Annotated in this window: 19 protein-coding genes; 17 read left to right on the forward strand and 2 right to left on the reverse strand. The window is 42.2% G+C overall.

Translation table 11 applies throughout. The features are described 5' to 3' along the window. Nucleotides 1-66 precede the first annotated feature (66 nt). Nucleotides 67-738 carry a tetratricopeptide repeat protein gene (locus tag MKX41_RS05560; RefSeq protein WP_149644218.1) on the reverse strand — a complete coding sequence of 224 codons (672 nt, stop codon included), beginning with the start codon at nucleotides 736-738 and terminating at the stop codon, nucleotides 67-69. 192 nt (nucleotides 739-930) lie between these two features. Here MKX41_RS05560 and MKX41_RS05565 point away from each other — a divergent pair, with 192 nt between their 5' ends. The 3 genes from MKX41_RS05565 to MKX41_RS05575 all read left to right on the forward strand — a co-directional run bounded on the left by MKX41_RS05565 (nucleotide 931) and on the right by MKX41_RS05575 (nucleotide 3,508). Beyond that, nucleotides 931-2,487: a stalk domain-containing protein gene (locus tag MKX41_RS05565; RefSeq protein ID WP_340969046.1), complete on the forward strand. Its 1,557-nt coding sequence runs from the start codon at nucleotides 931-933 to the stop codon at nucleotides 2,485-2,487. An 88-nt stretch (nucleotides 2,488-2,575) separates the two neighbouring features. After that, nucleotides 2,576-3,169 carry an LOG family protein gene (locus MKX41_RS05570; protein WP_076282875.1) on the forward strand — a complete coding sequence of 198 codons (594 nt, stop codon included), beginning with the start codon at nucleotides 2,576-2,578 and terminating at the stop codon, nucleotides 3,167-3,169. Nucleotides 3,170-3,343: 174 nt separating this feature from the next. Further along, the gene (locus MKX41_RS05575; protein ID WP_179085705.1) at nucleotides 3,344-3,508 is read left to right on the forward strand and encodes a hypothetical protein; all 165 of its coding nucleotides are present in this window, start codon (nucleotides 3,344-3,346) and stop codon (nucleotides 3,506-3,508) included. 72 nt (nucleotides 3,509-3,580) lie between these two features. Here MKX41_RS05575 and MKX41_RS05580 read toward each other — a convergent pair whose 3' ends face one another. Next, a complete protein-coding gene (locus MKX41_RS05580; RefSeq protein ID WP_042187476.1) occupies nucleotides 3,581-3,793 on the reverse strand; it encodes a hypothetical protein in 213 nt (70 codons plus the stop codon). Nucleotides 3,794-3,975: 182 nt separating this feature from the next. Between MKX41_RS05580 and MKX41_RS05585 the strand changes: the two genes are divergently transcribed. From MKX41_RS05585 to MKX41_RS05650, 14 genes are all read left to right on the forward strand, one after another. Next, nucleotides 3,976-4,569, forward strand: a complete 594-nt coding sequence (locus tag MKX41_RS05585) for a manganese efflux pump MntP (RefSeq protein ID WP_340969049.1) — start codon at nucleotides 3,976-3,978, stop codon at nucleotides 4,567-4,569. A gap of 250 nt (nucleotides 4,570-4,819) precedes the next feature. Beyond that, nucleotides 4,820-5,500: a hypothetical protein gene (locus MKX41_RS05590; RefSeq protein ID WP_340969050.1), complete on the forward strand. Its 681-nt coding sequence runs from the start codon at nucleotides 4,820-4,822 to the stop codon at nucleotides 5,498-5,500. Between the two features lie 136 nt (nucleotides 5,501-5,636). After that, complete coding sequence (locus MKX41_RS05595) at nucleotides 5,637-6,992, forward strand: ABC transporter substrate-binding protein (protein ID WP_340969051.1); 1,356 nt, start codon at nucleotides 5,637-5,639, stop codon at nucleotides 6,990-6,992. 156 nt (nucleotides 6,993-7,148) lie between these two features. Continuing rightward, on the forward strand, nucleotides 7,149-8,102 hold the full coding sequence (locus tag MKX41_RS05600; protein WP_042187483.1) for a carbohydrate ABC transporter permease: 954 nt from the start codon (nucleotides 7,149-7,151) through the stop codon (nucleotides 8,100-8,102). Beyond that, complete coding sequence (locus MKX41_RS05605) at nucleotides 8,099-8,962, forward strand: carbohydrate ABC transporter permease (protein WP_094868591.1); 864 nt, start codon at nucleotides 8,099-8,101, stop codon at nucleotides 8,960-8,962. The genes MKX41_RS05600 and MKX41_RS05605 overlap by 4 nt, the downstream gene beginning before the upstream one ends. 83 nt (nucleotides 8,963-9,045) lie before the next feature. Beyond that, nucleotides 9,046-10,770 (forward strand): sensor histidine kinase, encoded by a 1,725-nt coding sequence (locus tag MKX41_RS05610; protein ID WP_042187488.1) that lies wholly within the window; start codon nucleotides 9,046-9,048, stop codon nucleotides 10,768-10,770. Between the two features lie 33 nt (nucleotides 10,771-10,803). Continuing rightward, nucleotides 10,804-12,150, forward strand: a complete 1,347-nt coding sequence (locus MKX41_RS05615) for an ABC transporter substrate-binding protein (protein WP_076282869.1) — start codon at nucleotides 10,804-10,806, stop codon at nucleotides 12,148-12,150. A gap of 16 nt (nucleotides 12,151-12,166) precedes the next feature. Continuing rightward, nucleotides 12,167-13,765 carry a response regulator gene (locus MKX41_RS05620; RefSeq protein ID WP_339270726.1) on the forward strand — a complete coding sequence of 533 codons (1,599 nt, stop codon included), beginning with the start codon at nucleotides 12,167-12,169 and terminating at the stop codon, nucleotides 13,763-13,765. Nucleotides 13,766-13,934: 169 nt separating this feature from the next. Next, nucleotides 13,935-14,999: a fatty acid desaturase gene (locus tag MKX41_RS05625; RefSeq protein WP_340969053.1), complete on the forward strand. Its 1,065-nt coding sequence runs from the start codon at nucleotides 13,935-13,937 to the stop codon at nucleotides 14,997-14,999. A 161-nt stretch (nucleotides 15,000-15,160) separates the two neighbouring features. After that, nucleotides 15,161-16,297 (forward strand): sensor histidine kinase, encoded by a 1,137-nt coding sequence (locus MKX41_RS05630; protein WP_339248543.1) that lies wholly within the window; start codon nucleotides 15,161-15,163, stop codon nucleotides 16,295-16,297. Beyond that, nucleotides 16,297-16,899, forward strand: a complete 603-nt coding sequence (locus MKX41_RS05635) for a response regulator transcription factor (protein ID WP_340969055.1) — start codon at nucleotides 16,297-16,299, stop codon at nucleotides 16,897-16,899. Before MKX41_RS05630 ends, MKX41_RS05635 begins: the two co-directional genes overlap by 1 nt. 125 nt (nucleotides 16,900-17,024) lie before the next feature. Further along, the gene (gene asd / locus MKX41_RS05640; RefSeq protein ID WP_076282867.1) at nucleotides 17,025-18,110 is read left to right on the forward strand and encodes an aspartate-semialdehyde dehydrogenase; all 1,086 of its coding nucleotides are present in this window, start codon (nucleotides 17,025-17,027) and stop codon (nucleotides 18,108-18,110) included. 263 nt (nucleotides 18,111-18,373) lie between these two features. Then, nucleotides 18,374-18,625, forward strand: a complete 252-nt coding sequence (locus MKX41_RS05645) for a hypothetical protein (protein WP_340969057.1) — start codon at nucleotides 18,374-18,376, stop codon at nucleotides 18,623-18,625. 115 nt (nucleotides 18,626-18,740) lie between these two features. Further along, nucleotides 18,741-18,923 carry a DUF3934 family protein gene (locus MKX41_RS05650; RefSeq protein WP_042187505.1) on the forward strand — a complete coding sequence of 61 codons (183 nt, stop codon included), beginning with the start codon at nucleotides 18,741-18,743 and terminating at the stop codon, nucleotides 18,921-18,923. Nucleotides 18,924-18,982: the final 59 nt, after the last annotated feature.

An 18,982-nucleotide genomic window follows, 5' to 3' on the forward strand; every position in this document is an offset into this window, starting at 1 on the left:
AAAAACGGAGATCATTTCTGATAATCAGAAGTGATCTCCGTTTTTTGGGTTAAGGAGTCGTCAAGTTTATTTCATCTTGGCGAAAAAGCTGCGCAACGCCCAACCTCGCTCCTGCCGTTTTTTATATTTAGGAAGTGAACGATAAACAGCGGTGGATTCTTCGAAAGCTCGTTTCGCATCCTCTGATCTGCCAAGCGCTTTATACATGGAGCCAGCCAGATAATACGCCTCAGAAGAAGAAGACTGGATTTCTTGATACTGAGTAACGTAATGTAATGCTTTATCATGATTCGTATGGCGGAAAGTTTCCGCTAACCAAAGATATGGCTGTCCATATCGAGCCTTACGGTTGATCTCCAGACCACGAAGCATTTGTGCTTCGCCTTCCTCCAAAGCGCCTAGCTTAAGATTCACATGTCCGAGTTCTACCCAATATTCAGCAGATTGTTCATAACGGTCCTCGATTTGCAGTAGGAGATCCTTCGCTTCCCTGTATTTTTTACGTTCTGCCAAACTCCGCGCTAAATCAAATTTGGATGAAACATCATTAGGATTTAAAGAAATGGTTGTACGTAACTTGGAAATTTGACGCATTCTTTTGAAGGGCTTTGTAATGCTGGGGAAGATGCCCACATATCGCCGATCCAAGAAATACAAGATAAGAAGCAGGATGAATATAGCCAGAAAAGGGTTGCCCACTAATCTGAAGAGCAGTAAAACACCTATAAATTTAAGCATAACTTCCCTCCATAATCATTTGGTTCCGGTATTGCGATTGAAAAGAGTAGATCCAAGGCAGCGTAATTATAACATAATTCAAAGCAATCTGAATCCCGGGATTTAAAAATTATACAACTTTGAGCAGCTTAATAGCGTCTTAGTGTAAGATGAATAATAATTACAATAATATCATAAGAAGGGAAAAACAAGATGAACTTATTAGCAAGGAAGCTACAGCTGTTTAGTTTGGCTGTTTGTTCTACTTTTATGGCTGTTACGTCAGTCCCACAAGTGATAAGCGCGGATCCCTCATCCGCGAAGCTGAGTGGAATTAAGGAGATTGTTGCCACTTCTGGATTTTGGGGAGGGAGCTCCTTCGCACTGGGGACTGACGGAACCGTATGGTCTTGGGGGAGCAATGTTTTTGGACAATTTGCAAATGGAACTGCAGGTCCTGAAGGGTGGACGATTACTCCCCATAGCATAGCAGCGCTTGATCGTACGAAGCAGTTAGAGATCGGTGGAATTTATTATGTTGCGCTGAACGAAGACGGGACGGTTAAAGCTTGGGGAGATTACCGGGATAAGAATGCTATAGAAGCAGGCAATGGGGTAAGCGCTAAACAGCACAAGGTGCTGCTTCCTCAGGTTATCTCTGGGATGACCGATGTAGTCAGTATAGCTTCAGGCATGCACAATACCTTAGCTTTGAGAAAGGATGGAAGCGTACTCCAGTGGAATCCTCCAGAAATCACTGATGTAGGTTTTACAGTGTTGCCTGCTGCTACCAAGGTTCAGGGTTTAAGTGAGGTAATGTGGGTCGGTAACAGTGACTATCAGGCCGCAATTCGCACCAACGGTACTCTTTGGATTTGGAGCGCTAACCCGCAAATAGAGAATACAAAAGCGGTGAAGAAGCCGACCCCAGTCAAGGATTTATACCATGTGAAGTCCGTTTCTATGAACTGGAGGAGTATACTGGCGTTAACTGAGACTGGAAGTGTCTGGGCAACGGTTGACAGCAATAATTATAACGAAATCATGATAAAGAAGATGCCAGGTCTTACGGATATTGTATCTGTTCAGACGAAAAATGGGTTCAATCTTGTTGCCAATAAAAAAGGAGAATACTGGGTATGGAAAGCTGGCACTTTATTGCAAGGTCTGCAAAAGATCACAGTCATAAAGCCGATCTCCAAACTTACGCTGGATTTAGGTGGCTTTGTAGCTGTTAAAAAAGATGGCACCGCGTGGACTTGGAATACCCAATCATCAAGCGACAGTAAATGGGTCTTTACTAAGCCTAAACAAATCAAAGGCTTGAGTAATCCGGTTTCTTTTGCCACGGGGGAAAATAGTAAATATGCAGTTTTGAAGGATGGAACAGCAGTAGCTTGGGGGACGAATATGTTTGGTCAACTTGGAATCAGCGCGCTTGATTCACGTCCTTTTACTGTATCTCCTATCTTGAAGCCTGTTACTGTAATCGTGGATGGGAAGAAGATCGACTCCGCACAGTCTGCTATATTCTTGGATGGAAGTGTAAGAGTACCGATCAGGGAAGTGGCGGAAAATCTGGGCTACACCCTCTCATGGGACGGAGATATGACGCTCTCGAAAGAAGGCAAGAAAATCATCTTTAAAGAGGGAGCCATTAAAGTAAGTTATGCATCACTTGTTCCAGCGGCAGCTTTGGTTAAGGCACTAGGTGTTACTGCAGAGTGGAATAGTAAACTGTACCAATTAACGATACAAACAAAAAGATGACTTTCATTTAACACTTATTTTAATATTCTGATGTACAATAAGTGAATTATCTCAATTGAACCATAATAACCAGTCTGGAGTGATAGGTATGGCTTTTACAATATGTGTGTTCGCCGGTTCGAATCCAGGTCTTAATTCAGAATATACAGAAATGGCTAGAGAGTTGGGTTATCATATAGCTGCACAAGGTTGTAGGCTGGTTTATGGAGGTTCAAGAAATGGCCTGATGGGACAGGTGGCAGACGGAGTGTTGGCAAATGGTGGTGAAGTCGTCGGTATCATGCCAGTGGATCTTTTTAAAGATGAAATCAGGCATTCTGGGCTAACGAATCTGATTGAGGTCTCTAGTATGCATGAACGAAAGGCCGTTATGAGCGGTATGGCTGATGCGTTTATTGCCCTGCCGGGTGGTCTCGGAACCTTTGATGAGTTATTTGAAATTCTATGCTGGATGCAGATTGGGATTCATCAGAAGCCTATAGGGCTGCTGAATATAAGAGGTTATTTTAATCCACTGTTAGCCATGATCACTCACAGTGTAAGTGAAGGGTTTGCTCCAAAAAATGCGTTGAAAATGTTAGATATGAACTCTGATCCCGAATATTTGCTTGAACTGATGAGAGGTCAAGTTGATCATAGTAATAAAGGTTTTGGGAACGCTAGATTTCCATCACAGCGTTGAGAAAATGAGCAGAAATTAAACAACCTCCAGCTGTTTTTACAGCTTGGAGGTTGTTTTCATATGAACATGTGATAAACTTGTTTCGGTCTATATGTTGCTGGGTAAGTAACTTTTAAGTAGTAGTGGTTGCTCGCCGTATTTCAGGAAATGATTACCTAAGGAGGTTAGAATTCAATGAATGTGATGGTACATAATCTTATGGCTTACAATCATCAGTTTTTTAGACCTCAGCCCGTGGTCAATCCTAAACAAGAGAGAGCTAATAAGAAGAAGCAGAGTTTTCAGGAAGTCTTGAATGAAAAAATGAAAGTGTATGGCACATACAAAAATATTAAGTAAGAGCTACTACATATGTCTGCTGAAAAAAGCCGGAACGCATTGATCCCAAGGGTCAGTGTGTTCCGGCTTTTTTTAGGGTCTAACCTCATAAAATTGGCAACTCTTACGAGCGTAATAAGTCAGATCGCTAACCCTCGACTGAATAACTACATCAGAATCGGTGAAGCGGACAACAGTGGCCCCTGAATTCACCAAATGATCGTCCTGAAATACACGAACAGGTAGTTTGCGGTCAACGGCTTCTTGGAAATCGCTGTCTGTTAGCAGCGGGCGGTTAATTGGCATAAGTATTTAACTCCTTTTGATCATTTAATGAAGTTAGAAATAAAAATAGTATACCTGTGGAAGCATGAGAAATCCAATATAAATGAAGCTGACGAACATTCTATGAGCAGCACATTTGGACAAAATTCTATACGCCCATCTCAGACATAACATAGTTATGAATGTATTAAGGGGGTCTAGATATGCATTGGCTTTCCATCATCATTATTGGGTTGGCTTCAAATTTGGATAACTTAGGAATAGGCGTTTCCTTTGGCGCTAGGTCCACAAGGATTACAACATTTTCTAATCTGATTATTGCTGTTCTGTCGATGCTGGCTACATATATCTCAATAACTTCAGGTGAGTATGTGTCAGAATATTTTTCTGAAGCGAATGGAAATGCCATTGGAGGGTGCTTGATTCTGTTTATGGGAATCTGGAGTATTAGAGCTGTGCATAAAAAACCAACTTCAAATGTAAGCATGGATATAGAGAGCAACGTCCTCAGCACATCTTCTACAGATACTAGCTATCGTCATGTTTTAAAATGGCAAGAATCGATTTGGCTTGGTGTGGCGTTGGCTATAAACTGCATTGCTACAGGCTTTGGAGCAGGGATCAGCGGCGTGAACGCAACATTCACAGCGATCTCAGTGGGTGCCTTTTCGTTTATCACTGTTGCTGCCGGAATGAAAATCGGGAATCGAATGTCCAAAACCTGGCTAGGCAAACATTCTGATCTTATCGGTGGATTGTTATTAGTAGGCATAGGTCTGTATGAAATATTGATTTAAGGAAGGTCAAAGATACGAAGTAAATGTTTAAGACCACATTCAATTGAATGTGGTTTGTTAGCAACGATTTTTGAACGCTTGCTGGAAAATCTAACGAAAACAATCACAAACCGTTAATCGTGGAACTCATATCGACGGCATTGTAGATGTAGTTAGCTGCAGCGGTACATTCGTAGTCTCTTAACAATGTCCTACCCTATCACCCGGTTTTTGGATATACTTGGTATATTAATATATTGGAGGTCAGACATTGAAAAAGAAGATTATCGAAACTTTAGGGCATAATGCTACCATGACAGCGCGCAAGCTACAGAGCTGGAGAAGAGGCATGAATAGAAAAACACTTTATTTGATGCTCCTAGTCATATCTTTATCAGCATGTTCTTCAAATGTGCAGAATACACCACCGGAACCCACGAAATCACCCGAAGAAGTCAATAAAGCATTATCTGGTCTGATTGAGGAGAGGGATGAGTTTGGAGAATTCTCAGTCTATTATGCACAAACAACCATTGATAACATAGACAAGAATGATTTTTACGTTTATTTCATAAAAAACGAAGAAGGTATTGTCTCAAATCTTCATTATGTGGTTGATTATATAGGTAATCGTCAGATTGACACAAAGTGGATTGAGATTAGAGCAGATGATGAAGTTTTTGAAGTTACTAATAATGCGGGAATTCTAATAAAGAAATCATTTTCTTATAGTACTGTACGTGAAGTTTATGAAGATACTGTTTATCTTAAAGATTTAAAGATGATAAAGGCGATGGCTAATGCCGAGAAAACAATTGTGCGATTGACAGGATTGGGTTTATACCAGGAAGACATAGTACTGAGTAAACGTCAGAAACAGGCCATGCTAAACGTTCTCAGAGCCTATAAAAACGCTGGTGGGGAAAACAAATTTTATGGTAATGAACTTTGAGTCCTCTTATGAGGGCTTTTTTTAATTGAATCAGAAGTATTTCCACCATAAATCGGAAGTTTGCCTCCTCAAAAAAAGAATATAAACCCTGTACACTAAATCTTGTAAGAGAAACCTTTGAAAGGGGTACAGGGGAATGAATAAAGTAAAACACTTGGCGCTTTCGTTAGTCGCTATCATGCTTGTAGGTTCACTGGCAGCATGCGGAGGCAACAACGCCGAGAATAATGCATCGAGTAAAAATACAGGTAACAACGCAGCAAGCACAAGTGAACCTGCAAAAGACGAGGGTACTGAGCCTGCTGAGAAAATCGAACTTTCTTTCTGGACACTCGGTAACGTGAACTACGAGGATCTAGCGAAAGAGTACACGAAGGAACATCCAAACGTTACGATCAAGGTTCAAAATACCGGTGACCAAACGGCTCACCATAATAATTTGACCACTGCTTTATCGGCGGGGTCGGGCGCACCAGATATTTTCCAACTTGAAATCGGTTTCATGGAGCGTTTTATCAATGCACAGGATAAATTCTATAACCTGAATGATCTCGGAGCCAAAGATATTCAAGCGAACTATCTGGATTGGAAATGGAAACAAGCCTCTTCCGTAGATGGAAGCTTCCAGCTGGGTCTTCCTACAGATATCGGTCCAACGGTTGTGTATTACAGAACAGATTTGGCTGAAGAAGCGGGATTGCCAAGTGACTCCGAGGGATTCGGCGCAGCGATTGATACTTGGGACAAGTTCGCAGCTGTAGCCAAAGCTTTCAAGGAAAAGACAGGCAAACCTTTTGTAGACCTTACTGATCTTACATTTAACGCATTACGTGACCAATCTGCGGATGAAATCTATTTCAGCAAAGCGGATGGCAGCTTTATCGGAGACACCAATCCGCAAGTTCGCAAAGCTTATGATTTCACAGTTAAAGGTATCCAAGAAGGCTGGATCAGCAATGTGATGCTCTGGTCTCCCGAATGGGGCCAAGGCATGAACGACGGATCATTTGCAGTGGTTATGGGACCTGCTTGGATGGCAGGGAATGTTAAGAGTAATGCTCCAGACTCCACTGGCAAATGGAAAATCGCGCAGCTTCCAGAAGGTGCTGGTAACTGGGGTGGTTCGTTCCTGACACTCCCTAAAGAAGGTAAGCATTCCAAAGAAGCTTATGACTTTATCGCATGGATGGATAACAAGGATAATCAACTGGAATCATTCAAAACAAAAGGTTTGATGCCTTCCATTCCAGCACTGTACGAAGATCCGGCATTCGTAGATTTCAAAGATGAATTCTTCGGTGGACAACAAACAGCTATTGAATTTGGTAAAGCTGCTAATCGTGTAAAACCTGTATACTACGGTCCTCTTCATGACCAAACCGATACCTTCTTCAAAAATGCACTGAAAAATGTGCTGGAGAAAAAGGCTGATCCGGCTAAAGAGTGGGATGAAGCTGTAAAACAAGCGAAAACACTGGCTGAACGCAGTTAAGACTTCTAATAAAAGCACTCTATTTCTAGAAGGTCCGGATTCATGGAGAACGGTATTCTCTATGAATTCGGATTTATCTCGCATAAACGCTTAGCGTCCTTATAGAGACGCGGAAGACGTTTTTGCTTAATACGTTAGATTACCTGGAGGTGTGACATGGCTGAGCCTGTTATTTCGAGTCCGCATGCCGAGAGCAAGCGCCCGTTTTTAACTGAACAAAGAAGGAGCCGCATCACCGCTTATACTTTCATTTCTCCTTTTTTTATTCTGTTCTCGATATTTGGACTATATCCGATCTTCTTTACGATCTACCTCTCATTCTTTAAATGGGATGCCTTGAATCCTATGAAATTCGTAGGAATGAAAAATTATGAATTGGTCACAAGCGACCCTACCTTTTGGATTTCTTTTAGCAACACCTTAATTATGGGACTGCTCGGAACTGTTCCACAGATCCTATTGGCGCTTTTGATTGCCGTATTGTTGAATTCGGGGATGACTCGTTTCAAGAAAACGTTCCGTGTTCTCTTTTTCATGCCCAATATTACGTCTATCGTTGCGGTTACCCTGGTGTTTAGTACGCTGTTTGGGAACAACGGGATGATCAACTGGATGCTCAGTGGTTTAGGGCTAGATAGTGTGGCCTTCAACTCTGGCTGGTGGGGGGTCAAAATCGCGATCTCAACCATGGTGATGTGGCGCTGGACAGGGTATAATGCCATTATTTTTCTATCAGGACTTCAAAGTATTCCGACGGATTTGTATGAAGCAGCCCGTATTGATGGAGCGAACAGAAGGCAACAATTAACCTTCATTACATTGCCATTACTGAAACCGTTCATCGTATTTGTCACTTTGCTATCGACTATAGGCGCCCTGCAGCTGTTCACTGAGCCTTATGTATTCTTAGGACAATCAGGAACGGGATCTACACGTCAGGAAGGCATCACTATGGTTACCTATTTGTACAGCGAGGCATTCCGCAATGGATTCTTCGGTACGGCGGCGGCTACGGCAGTCCTGCTGTTTGTGGTCACGATTATATTTTCTGTCCTTAATATGCTGGTTTCAAGCCGCATGGGTGGAGATACAGGAGGGGGTAAAGCGTGAGTACTGTGCGTCTATTAAAAAAAGATCCGGATGATCTTGGGATTTTCGGCAAAGTAGGATTTTATCTCATTCTGATTCTTGGTGCACTCGTGTCCATCTTTCCTTTTTACTGGATGTTTGTAGTTGGCACAAATGATAGGGGCGCAGTATTCCATGTCCCCCCTTTGCTTACGGTTGGGAACCAGTTTTTTGATAATTTCCAGCGGGTTCTGGATAAAACGGATTTCTTCCAAGCCCTTGGAAACTCATTATTCGTCTCGTCTATGGTAACCATATCGGTCGTATTTTTCTGTACACTGGCTGGTTATGCTTTTGCTAAATATGAATTCCCGTTTAAAAATATTCTGTTTTACTTTGTTATTGCCACTCTATTTGTACCCCAGCAGCTTGGTGTGTTACCTACTTATGTAATTATGGCCAAGCTCCACTGGATCGACTCTTTCAAGGCGCTGATTGTTCCGGCTATGGTTAATGCCTTTGGGATCTTTTGGATGCGGCAGTATATCTCTACAGCTGTACATACGGAACTGATCGAAGCTGGACGGATTGATGGCGGAGGACATTTCCGGATCTTCTGGAACATCGCCATTCCAGTTATCACTCCAGCTATGGCAACATTAGGCATACTGAATTTTATGACCGTATGGAATGACTTCTTCTGGCCTTTGGTTGTGTTAAAGAACCAAGAGCATTTTACAATACAAATCGCGCTCCAGCAGTTATTCTCCAATCGCGACGGTCTGGATTATGGAATGATCATGTCAGCTACGTTTACGGCGACCTTGCCACTGCTGATCGTCTTCCTGTTATTTAGTCGTTGGGTAATTGCAGGACTAACCTCAGGAGCTATTAAGAGCTGATTTTACTTTTAACATTTACAAGGGAATGGGCGGTTTCGTGAAGAATACTAGAGGACAGAGACAGCAGGGGGAAGGGGAATACCATGAAGCTCCGCCGTAAAATCTTGTTCGCTATTATTCTTCTCGTCTTTATTCCAGTGATTCTGATGGGGATTGTTACTTACGTTAACTTCTCTAACGCTATGGAGAAAAAATCAAGTAACTTCTACTGGGTTTCACTACTCGAAACGGATCGAAAGCTCAAATTCGCCCTTAGTGAGATCTCCTCGATCTCAAATTCTGCGATCACACAACCGGTTATTCAACAATCGCTAAAGCAGACTAACTTTGTGCTCACCTATGATCGCAAGCAGGAACTCAACAATTTACTCATTAATCACCCGATGATTACTTCATTTAGTTTATATAGTAAAGATCGGTTGCTTTATCAATACAATGCGCCGATGTCCTTTGAGGAGATGAAGAAGCAGAGCTGGTTTCATACTATGGAAAGTGCTGAGGGTCGCCCTGTATGGTCAGGACCTGGTGAGAACGGTTCGGCGTTATCGGGCCATCCGGTACTTGTGCAAGCCAGAGTAATCAAAGATTATTATTCTCTTGAAGATATAGGCTATTTGGTCGTTAATGTTAAACCTGATTTACTGGATCAGATTTTCTGGGAGGCAGCAACTCTTAAGAAGGGTGATATTCTGCTGGTGAACAAGCTGGGGAATATCGTTTTTAACAAATCCGGTGAACATATTGGGCAGCGCACGCAGTTCCCTTTTTTAGAAAATGATTATGCCAAGGAACAAAACTATTACATCGACAACTATCAGGGGGAAAAATCACTCATAACCTTCCTTCCTTCACATAATAAAGACTGGTATTTGGCAGCGATTACACCGATGAATCTAATTTCTTCGGAATCTATATCTATTCGTAATATTGCGATTATTTTGAGTACGGTTTCATTGTTATCCGCCATTTTGTTTGACCGATATTTTGTTAGAAGGCTCGTTTATAGCATTAACAGCGCGGTCAACGGGATGAAACGGGTGAAGCAGGGGATTTTTACACCTATCACTACACGATATCGTGCGGATGATGAAAGTGATTTTCTGATTGATGGCTTTAACCGGATGAGCACACAGATCAACGAATTGATTGTGCAAGTGCAGACGGAGCAGGGTCGCAAAAAGGAAGCGGAAATGAAGGCATTAATGGCGCAGATTAATCCTCATTTTATTTACAATTCACTAGAATCGATTAATTCGATGGCCGTGCTGCAAGGTAATAAAGATATTAGTAAAATGGTCATTTCACTCGGCAAGCTGCTGCGAATCAGTATTAGTCAGAATCAAGAGCTGATACCGCTGCAAATGGAGTTTGAACATGTTCGTCATTATCTGGATATTCAGAAGTTCCGTTTCGAGGATAAATTTTCGTATATTATAAATCTTCCTGAGGGTCTTAGAACGTTTATGACTCAAAAGCTGATTGTTCAGCCCATTGTAGAGAATGCATTGTACCATGCGATTGAACCGATGGAGGACCCTGGAATCATCGAAATCACAGCCTATGAAATGGGTACGGATATGATCATTATCGTAAAAGATAACGGTCCGGGCTTCGACTTAGCCAAGATGATGAATCTATGGGATAACGAGGGAGGCGGCCAGAAGAAATATAGTGACAGTGGTGTAGGGCTTAAGAATGTTCATGAGCGCCTGAATATCAGATTCGGCAGTCCATATGGCTTACTTGTGTGTTCATCCCCTGGATTTGGTTCAACGATTCGAATCCGAATACCAAAAATACTGCCATAATCGATCATACAGAGGAAACAGGGGGAGATTGACATGAAGTGGTTATTGAAGTGGGGCTGGATGTGGATATATCTAGTGCTGATATCTGGCGCTGTTCTATTTATTACGTTAGGAGATCACGAACCGATTGAAGATAATTCACCAGAAAAAATAACGCTGACTTTCCGTCACTTCTGGATCAAAGAGCATGATCGGCCACTGCTGGCTATCTTTGAAGAGATCGTGGATAAATACCAAATTGCGCATCCGAATGTGAAAGTCAATTTTGAAGGACTAGACCAGACGATACACCGTGAACAAAAGCTGAAAAGCGAGATGGTTACTGGCACGCCACCAGATATGTTTGTTTTATTTGGTGGAGCTGAAATAGAGCCGTACGTGCGCTCCAATCGGCTGGTTGATCTGACTGATTTTGTCCGAGAGAACGGTCTAACCAATCAATTCAAGGATCTGCATCTATGGACCTTTGACAACCATATTTATGGATTGCCCATCGAAGGAAACGCTGAACCACTGTATTTCAATAAGACTATTTTCAACAAGCTTGGTCTAGGGGCGCCTACAACGCTTCAAGAACTCGATGATGTCATACTGAGGCTCAAGGCTGGAGGATACATTCCGTTTGCACTCGGGAACGAGGATCGCTGGCCTGCCGGGATCTTTGCACATTATTTAATGGATCGTTATGCTGGCTCCGAAGTGTTCCAAAAGCTAATCACAGGTGAAGATCAAGCGAGCTTTCAGAATGAGTCCTATTTAAAGGCTTTTGAGCATTTGGATCAATGGATAAAAGAAGGTGCCTTTAGTCCCCAGTCTAATGATCTCTCAACTGAAAATGCAGTCGGTTTGTTTACAAGCGGCAAGGCTGCGATGTATTTAAACGGGAACTGGGATATCAATTTATTTTCTGGTAGTGCGGCTCCAGCTGATTTTCAGAATGAGGTAGGCGTTATTCCATTTCCTGCCTTGAAGCAAGGAGAGGAGCCTTCGATTGCGGGGGGATATACCATCGGCATCGGTCTTTCCTCCGAACTTAATGGAGCTAAACGGGAAGCCGCTTTGGATCTTATGAAGGCTTTTTACACGCAGGAAGTTCAGACCCGAATTGTATATGAAGGACTGAGAATTCCATCCATTCGTATTGCTTTTGATCCGGAGAAGACCGGTCCGGTATTCGCGCAAGTGATGGAAATGATGGAAGTGAACCGCAAGAGCTTTGTGCCTTACGATAACGTATTATCACCTGAAGTTAAGAAAATGTTCCTAAGTGTCATCGAAAAAATGATTAACGAAGAAATGTCTGCAGATCACGCTTTAAAGCTAGTGCAGGCATCATCGATGGAATACTGGAATCTGATCCAAAACTCAAGTGTTCAATAAGCATGGAGGTGCTGGAATGGATGAAATAGAAGAGAAATATAAAGTACTGCTCGTAGATGATGAGCCGATAATTCTTCGTAGTCTAAAAGTAGCTATTCCATGGGATGATCTCCAGATGGAAATTGTGGGAGAGGCTCGAAATGGAGAACTAGCCCTCCGCTTAATAGAAGAAACTACACCGCATATTATAATCAGCGATATCCGTATGCCTGTGATTGACGGAATCACTTTGATGAAGGAAGTATTACCAAAGAATTCTAAGCTGGTATTTATCTTTATAAGTGGTTATGGGGAGTTCGAATATGCGAGAGAAGCTTTGCGTCAGGGAGCCTTTGATTATTTGCTGAAGCCCATCGACCATGACGAACTGGTTGAAATGCTATACCGAGCGAAAACGAGGCTGGATGAGCAAAAAGAGAACGATCAGATGATGCATTCCGTTCAGATGCTGTCGATGCTAGCTCGTGAACGGATGTTTGCTGAAATTACTTTGGGAAATGCAAGGCCGCTTGAGCACCTGAAATGGCTGGAGAACAGTGAACTTGAGAGTGGATATTTCATGGCTGTTGTCCAATTGGATGATTATTCTGTGCTTACTGGGCAGTGGAGTGTGGAAGAAAAGCGGCTGTGGCTGTTTGCGATCCGTAATATTGTTGAAGAGTGGTCGCTGGAACATGGAGTACTTACAGTCTTTCCTTTTCATAACGGGGAGTGGATATTGCTCTTTCCTGGATCTTTAAGCGCGAGCAGAAGAGAACTAGGTGAACATTTAATTACAGGGATCAAAAGATACTCCAAGCTAAGCTGCTCTGTAGGAATCAGCCGCTGTACACAAGGGATTGATCAATTAAGTACGGTGTATCCATTGGCTGCGAAGGCTTTGTATCAACGTTTCTATTATGGTCTTGCCGGGGTGTATATAGATGAAGAAACAACCTTCGCAGACAATACAGAAGTGAAATATCCAAAAGAGCTGGAGACCTCGTTGATAGAGAGTATTCGTACCTTGAATAGAAACCAAATGTCATCATTGTTTGATGAGTTGGCATTATATATTGAGGCTCAAGCTATTCCTAAAGAGATAGCAGAACGTCTTCTTGTGGAAATGGTTGTTGTGTTATACAGACATTTTGAACATTTGAATCTAAATTCGGATTGGTCTCTACATGGATTACTAAGTAAGCTGCACCATTTGGTTACCTTGAGTGAAATGATGTCTGCGTTGAAGGAAGAATTTGGGGAGCGATTGGATCAAGGTAGTAAACCTGTGAATCGGGAAGACACACGCAGTTCCATCGAGAAGACGAAACGTTATATCGAGAGTAATTACTATAAAGACTTAAGTATTGAAGAAGTATCGGAGCTTGCCGATCTTAGTGTCAGTCATTTTTGTACTTTATTTAAACAAATAACAGGCTATACCTTCTTGGAGTATGTGACTCACTGTCGAATGGAGAAGGCGAAGGATATATTGCAAAGTAGTAATGTGAAGGTATATCAGATCGCTCCATTAGTTGGTTATCAGGATCCACGATATTTTACTCAAGTCTTTAAAAAAGCTAGCGGTCAGACGCCTACGGAATATCGTGAAGAGCATACGAGGCAGGTTAATTAACGAAGAAGTACACGGATTGCATAGCAAAAGGGGGAAAATAGGGCATAAGTATGACATTTATCATACCCTTTACTTGATGTTTATGACTTATAGGATGACACTTTATCTCCTATACTTAGGATAGATAAAAAGATCCTTAGCCAGACACATCAAGGAGGAAACGATAAAGATGACTACAAAACAGACATCACAGCTCTCCAGTCTTAAAAAAAGTGTAGCCCCATATGAAAAAAACGACCGCAACGCGAGCATAAGACAGCTGATTAATACTTTAGGACCACTTGTGCTGTTATGGGGAGGAGCTTATTTTTCTTTATCCGTTTCCTACTGGCTCACCCTTTTGTTGGCCATTCCTGCAGCAGGATTTGTAATCCGAACTTTTATTATTTTCCATGATTGTACACATGGATCGTTCTTTAAGAATCGTAGAGCGAATGACATTATCGGAACGATTACAGGTGTACTGACACTTGTTCCTTATCGGCAGTGGAAGCATAGTCATTCCATTCATCACGCCAGCTCCAGTAACCTCGATAAAAGAGGGATTGGTGACATATGGATTATGACTGTCGATGAATATGAAGCAGCTTCATCCTGGAAACGTCTGTATTACCGGATTTATCGTAATCCACTCGTGATGTTCGGTTTAGGACCTATTGCTGTTTTTATGATTCAATATCGGTTTAATGCTAAAGGCGCTAGACGTAAAGAACGGATGAATACCTATATAACAAATGTATCTATCGCAGCTCTCTACGGATTGCTTATTTGGGCGATCGGCTGGCAAGCCTTTATCATGGTGCAATTGCCAATAGCCTTTGTATCCGGTTTTCTCGGAATATGGTTGTTCTATGTTCAGCATCAGTTCGAGGATTCCTACTTCGAGAATGAATCGGAGTGGAGTTATGTTATGGCTGCAGTAGAGGGAAGCTCATACTACAAGCTACCTAAGCTATTGCAATGGATCACAGGGAACATCGGGTTCCACCATGTCCATCATTTAAGTCCAAAGGTACCCAACTATAATTTAGAAAAAGCACATAATGCAACGCCACCATTGCAAAAGGCGACGACCATAACGCTTAGCACTAGCTTGAAGGCTCTACACTTCCGTCTTTGGGATGAGGAGAATAAGTGCTTCATCAGCTTTAAAGAGGTAAAGTCGAGACTAAGCAAACCTAAGGTAGCGGGAGAAGTCCTGCAAGTTCATAAGACTAGACTCCAAGGAGAATAATAACTATAGGTTCGAACAAAATAGGAGTATAAAGAAAGGTTAGAGCCGGAGAAATCATTCGTGGCTCTAATCTTTTTCTATTTATCGTAGTGGTTCAACAGATTTTCACTGAATTTGTGCTAGAATAAGGAGAGTAATGTATGGTAAAAAGGAGAGCGGTCATGCAAAAGTGGCATCATATTTTTCATAAAAGCACAGGTCTCAGCCCTTATGTGTGGGTCGTTTTTTACATTCTACCGTTTTATTTTATATTTCGCTCCTCCTCTACCTACCAAGTAGTTTGGGGAATCTTGATGATTGCTGTATTTTTTGTTTGTTATGTGCTTTCCTTTGTTTCTAAGGGGTGGCTGGTTTATTTCTGGACGAGTGTCCAAATTATAGTTTCTATAACAATGACGCTTTTGTTCGGATATATGTATTTTGCACTTTTTCTAGCCTTTTTTATTGGGAATATACAGAATCGAGTAGGGTTCTTCACACTGTACTCTATTCATCTGCTAACTACGATCATTACAATCAATTATGAGCTGCTCTCGCGTAATTCAGTGTTTATTAGCCAGCTTCCGTTCGTCCTTGTTAGCATGATTGCAGTGATTCTTCTACCCATCACTACCTACAACCGTAACAATCAAGAGAAGCTGCAAGACCAATTGGAAGATGCCAATAAACGGATATCCGAACTCGTTAAGCTTGAAGAACGACAACGAATTTCGCGTGATCTTCATGATACATTAGGTCAGAAGCTTTCATTAATTGGTCTGAAGAGTGATTTGGCAGGAAAGCTAATCGACTCTAATCCTACCCAAGCAAAAGCAGAGATCAATGATGTTCGACAAACGGCGAGAAGTGCGCTGAAAGAGGTTCGTGAGATGGTTACACGAATGCGTGGCATTCGGCTTGAAGATGAACTGATTCATATTCAGCAGTTCCTTGCGGCTGCGGAGATTGATTATATGCTGGAGGGGAACCCGAAGCTAACAAATACCTCATTGATTACGGAGAATGTCCTCAGCATGTGTATAAAGGAAGCTGTCACTAATGTTGTGAAGCACAGCGGGGCAAAGTCTTGCTCTATTCTGATTGAACCTTCACGGACGGATCTAGTCATTAAAGTAAAAGATGATGGGACCGGTATACCTGGGAATGATCTTTATTTTAAAGGCCATGGCCTGCAAGGCATGAGAGAGCGTCTTGAATTCGTAAATGGCTGTATGGACATCGTGAGAGATAGCGGGACTACAATTGTAATTAAAGTACCCAATGCATTCAAACATCAGGAACAGGAGGTCATCCTATAATGATTAAAATTGTAATCGCTGAGGATCAACGAATGCTCCTCGGGGCGTTGGCTTCTTTGCTTGATTTAGAAGAGGATATGAAGGTCGTAGGCCGAGCAAGTAATGGGGAAGAAGCTGTTGTAATGGTTCAGCAGCTTAAACCGGATATCTGTATTATGGATATTGAGATGCCGGCAATGAGTGGTCTCGACGCTGCAGAAGCCCTGAAGACTAGCGGCTGCAAAACGATGATATTAACGACCTTTGCCCGGGCGGGATATTTCGAACGTGCGCTCAAAGCGGGTGTTCATGCTTATTTACTGAAGGACAGTCCTAGTGAAGAGCTGGCACTCTCTATCCGGAATGTTATGGCAGGCAGACGCATGTATGCACCGGAGCTGATGGATGAAGCCTACAGCGGTGAAGTGAATCCATTGACTCAGCGGGAGAAGGAAGTACTCGGCCTGATCGCCGATGGCAAAAATACGAAAGAAATTGCCAGCGAGCTGTACATTACCACTGGTACGGTACGGAACTACATTTCTGTTATCCTCGATAAGCTGGATGTGGGAAATCGGATTGAAGCGATCACTCGATTTAAGGAAAAAGGCTGGTTTAAATGAAAATATTAAATTTTTTAATGTTATTTTGATGTTAACACTCGCCAAATGTTCTCGACCCGTATATCATTAATTATCGGCCTATTATTCACAATAGGACAGTTAATCAAAAGGAAGTGTATTTTCTGATGTCAAGAAAGCTAAGAGCCGGCATAGTTGGCGGCACAGGTATGGTAGGACAACGTTTTATTGCCCTTCTAGAGAATCATCCTTGGTTTGAAGTAACTGCGATTGCTGCCAGTGCGAAATCTGCTGGGAAAACGTATGAAGAATCGGCCAAGGGCAGATGGAAGCTATCCACTCCAATGCCTGAGAACGTGAAGAATATTATGGTTCAAGATGCTTCTAAGGTAGAAGAAGTAGCTGCGGACGTAGATCTGATCTTTTGCGCAGTAGACATGAAAAAAGAAGAGATTAAAGCGCTCGAAGAAGCTTATGCTCGTACGGGTACTCCAGTTATCTCCAATAACTCAGCGCATCGTTGGACACCGGACGTGCCTATGGTTATTCCTGAGATTAACCCAGAGCATCTTGAGGTTATTGCGCAGCAAAGAAAACGTCTGGGAACTGAGACTGGTTTCATTGCGGTTAAACCTAACTGCTCCATTCAAAGTTATGTGCCTGCGCTTCATGCACTTAAAGAATTCAACCCTTCTAAAGTTGTAGTCACCACTTACCAAGCAATTTCGGGTGCGGGCAAGACTTTTGCTGACTGGCCTGAAATGCTAGACAACGTGATTCCTTACATTGGTGGCGAAGAAGAGAAGAGCGAGCAAGAGCCATTGCGCATCTGGGGAAGCGTACAAGAGGAAGGCATCGTAAAAAGTGAAGCGCCGACGATTACTTCGCAGTGTATCCGTGTGCCTGTAGCGGATGGACATATGGCTGCTGTATTTGTTTCTTTTGAGAAAAAGCCATCCAAAGAAGAGATTCTGAAACTCTGGAATAGCTTCAAAGGACGTCCTCAAGAGCTTGAACTGCCTAGCGCCCCTAAACAGTTCATTACTTATTTCGAAGAGGAGAACCGTCCACAGACCAAACTGGATCGTGATATTGAGAATGGTATGGGCGTATCGACGGGCAGACTTCGCGAAGATGCCATCTATGATTACAAATTCGTAGGTCTCTCCCATAACACCCTGCGCGGAGCAGCTGGCGGTGCTGTATTGATCGCTGAGCTTCTGAAAGCAGAAGGTTATATTCAGCCTAAATAAAATGGATAAGCTGTAAAGCTGATTCGAAATAGACACCCTATCAAAGCTTAGTCTTTGATGGGGTGTTTTTTAATGGGTTGATTTGGTAAAATAAGTTAGGGAAGGAGCTGATATACCTGTATAAATATTTATTAGCTTTTTTATGGTTACCTTTAATACTATTCACAAGCGGATGTACATCATCAACTCAAGAGGAGCAAGAGTACGGAATATCTTCTATAAATGTTGAAATTCCTATTCCTAAGAAAGCAAAGGAAATCGAAGTGACAACAACTTCAAGTAACCCCAATATAAAAATAGGCGTAAAATACGAATTGGATAATATAGGGGGAGAACAAGGTCTCTATCGACCTGACCACTACTTTAATAAATTAGAGGATACTGGCTGGGTGGAGTTGGAGAATAAGCGGTTAGGGCATGTGCAATTTTTCGAAAAAGAGGGTACTGTCATCGCGATTGAAATACATGAAGATACCTTTGATATTCATGAAATGAATAAAGATGCTAAATACTAATCAGAGTATCGTTAGACGAAGCTGAGCTATTACTTAAACAGAAAGTTTGAGAGTGTGGTAAAATAGATGAAGTGTATAAACTATACGAATTCTGAATGACTGACGGAGTGATAAGATGGGTGCAAAAAGTAAAGGTGGCGGCACGGGCAGAGGTACGGGGAGTAAGGGCTGGACACGCTGGAACAAAACAGCAAAGCCAGTTAAACCTGCAAAAGGTGCTCCAACCACGGGTCCAGGCGCTAAAGATGCAAGTGGAAGCAAGGGCAATAACGTGAAAAAAAGCGGAAGCTCGAAATAGCTCCCTTGAAATCAATTATTCCTGAAGGTTAACATCTGATTTTGATCGTTAAAATCAGG

This window comes from Paenibacillus sp. FSL R5-0475, assembly GCF_038004585.1.
Classification (GTDB): domain Bacteria; phylum Bacillota; class Bacilli; order Paenibacillales; family Paenibacillaceae; genus Paenibacillus_AQ.

Excerpts from the sequence above, each read along its gene's own strand:
- MKX41_RS05625 (WP_340969053.1), top strand. The coding sequence starts at position 13,935 with ATGACTACAAAACAGACATCACAGCTCTCCAGTCTTAAAAAAAGTGTA.
- MKX41_RS05565 (WP_340969046.1), top strand. The coding sequence starts at position 931 with ATGAACTTATTAGCAAGGAAGCTACAGCTGTTTAGTTTGGCTGTTTGT.
- MKX41_RS05635 (WP_340969055.1), top strand. The coding sequence starts at position 16,297 with ATGATTAAAATTGTAATCGCTGAGGATCAACGAATGCTCCTCGGGGCG.
- MKX41_RS05560 (WP_149644218.1), bottom strand. The coding sequence starts at position 738 with ATGCTTAAATTTATAGGTGTTTTACTGCTCTTCAGATTAGTGGGCAAC.
- MKX41_RS05585 (WP_340969049.1), top strand. The coding sequence starts at position 3,976 with ATGCATTGGCTTTCCATCATCATTATTGGGTTGGCTTCAAATTTGGAT.
- MKX41_RS05575 (WP_179085705.1), top strand. The coding sequence starts at position 3,344 with ATGAATGTGATGGTACATAATCTTATGGCTTACAATCATCAGTTTTTT.
- MKX41_RS05650 (WP_042187505.1), top strand. The coding sequence starts at position 18,741 with ATGGGTGCAAAAAGTAAAGGTGGCGGCACGGGCAGAGGTACGGGGAGT.
- MKX41_RS05595 (WP_340969051.1), top strand. The coding sequence starts at position 5,637 with ATGAATAAAGTAAAACACTTGGCGCTTTCGTTAGTCGCTATCATGCTT.
- MKX41_RS05570 (WP_076282875.1), top strand. The coding sequence starts at position 2,576 with ATGGCTTTTACAATATGTGTGTTCGCCGGTTCGAATCCAGGTCTTAAT.
- MKX41_RS05580 (WP_042187476.1), bottom strand. The coding sequence starts at position 3,793 with ATGCCAATTAACCGCCCGCTGCTAACAGACAGCGATTTCCAAGAAGCC.
- MKX41_RS05630 (WP_339248543.1), top strand. The coding sequence starts at position 15,161 with ATGCAAAAGTGGCATCATATTTTTCATAAAAGCACAGGTCTCAGCCCT.
- MKX41_RS05610 (WP_042187488.1), top strand. The coding sequence starts at position 9,046 with ATGAAGCTCCGCCGTAAAATCTTGTTCGCTATTATTCTTCTCGTCTTT.
- asd (WP_076282867.1), top strand. The coding sequence starts at position 17,025 with ATGTCAAGAAAGCTAAGAGCCGGCATAGTTGGCGGCACAGGTATGGTA.
- MKX41_RS05615 (WP_076282869.1), top strand. The coding sequence starts at position 10,804 with ATGAAGTGGTTATTGAAGTGGGGCTGGATGTGGATATATCTAGTGCTG.
- MKX41_RS05620 (WP_339270726.1), top strand. The coding sequence starts at position 12,167 with ATGGATGAAATAGAAGAGAAATATAAAGTACTGCTCGTAGATGATGAG.
- MKX41_RS05600 (WP_042187483.1), top strand. The coding sequence starts at position 7,149 with ATGGCTGAGCCTGTTATTTCGAGTCCGCATGCCGAGAGCAAGCGCCCG.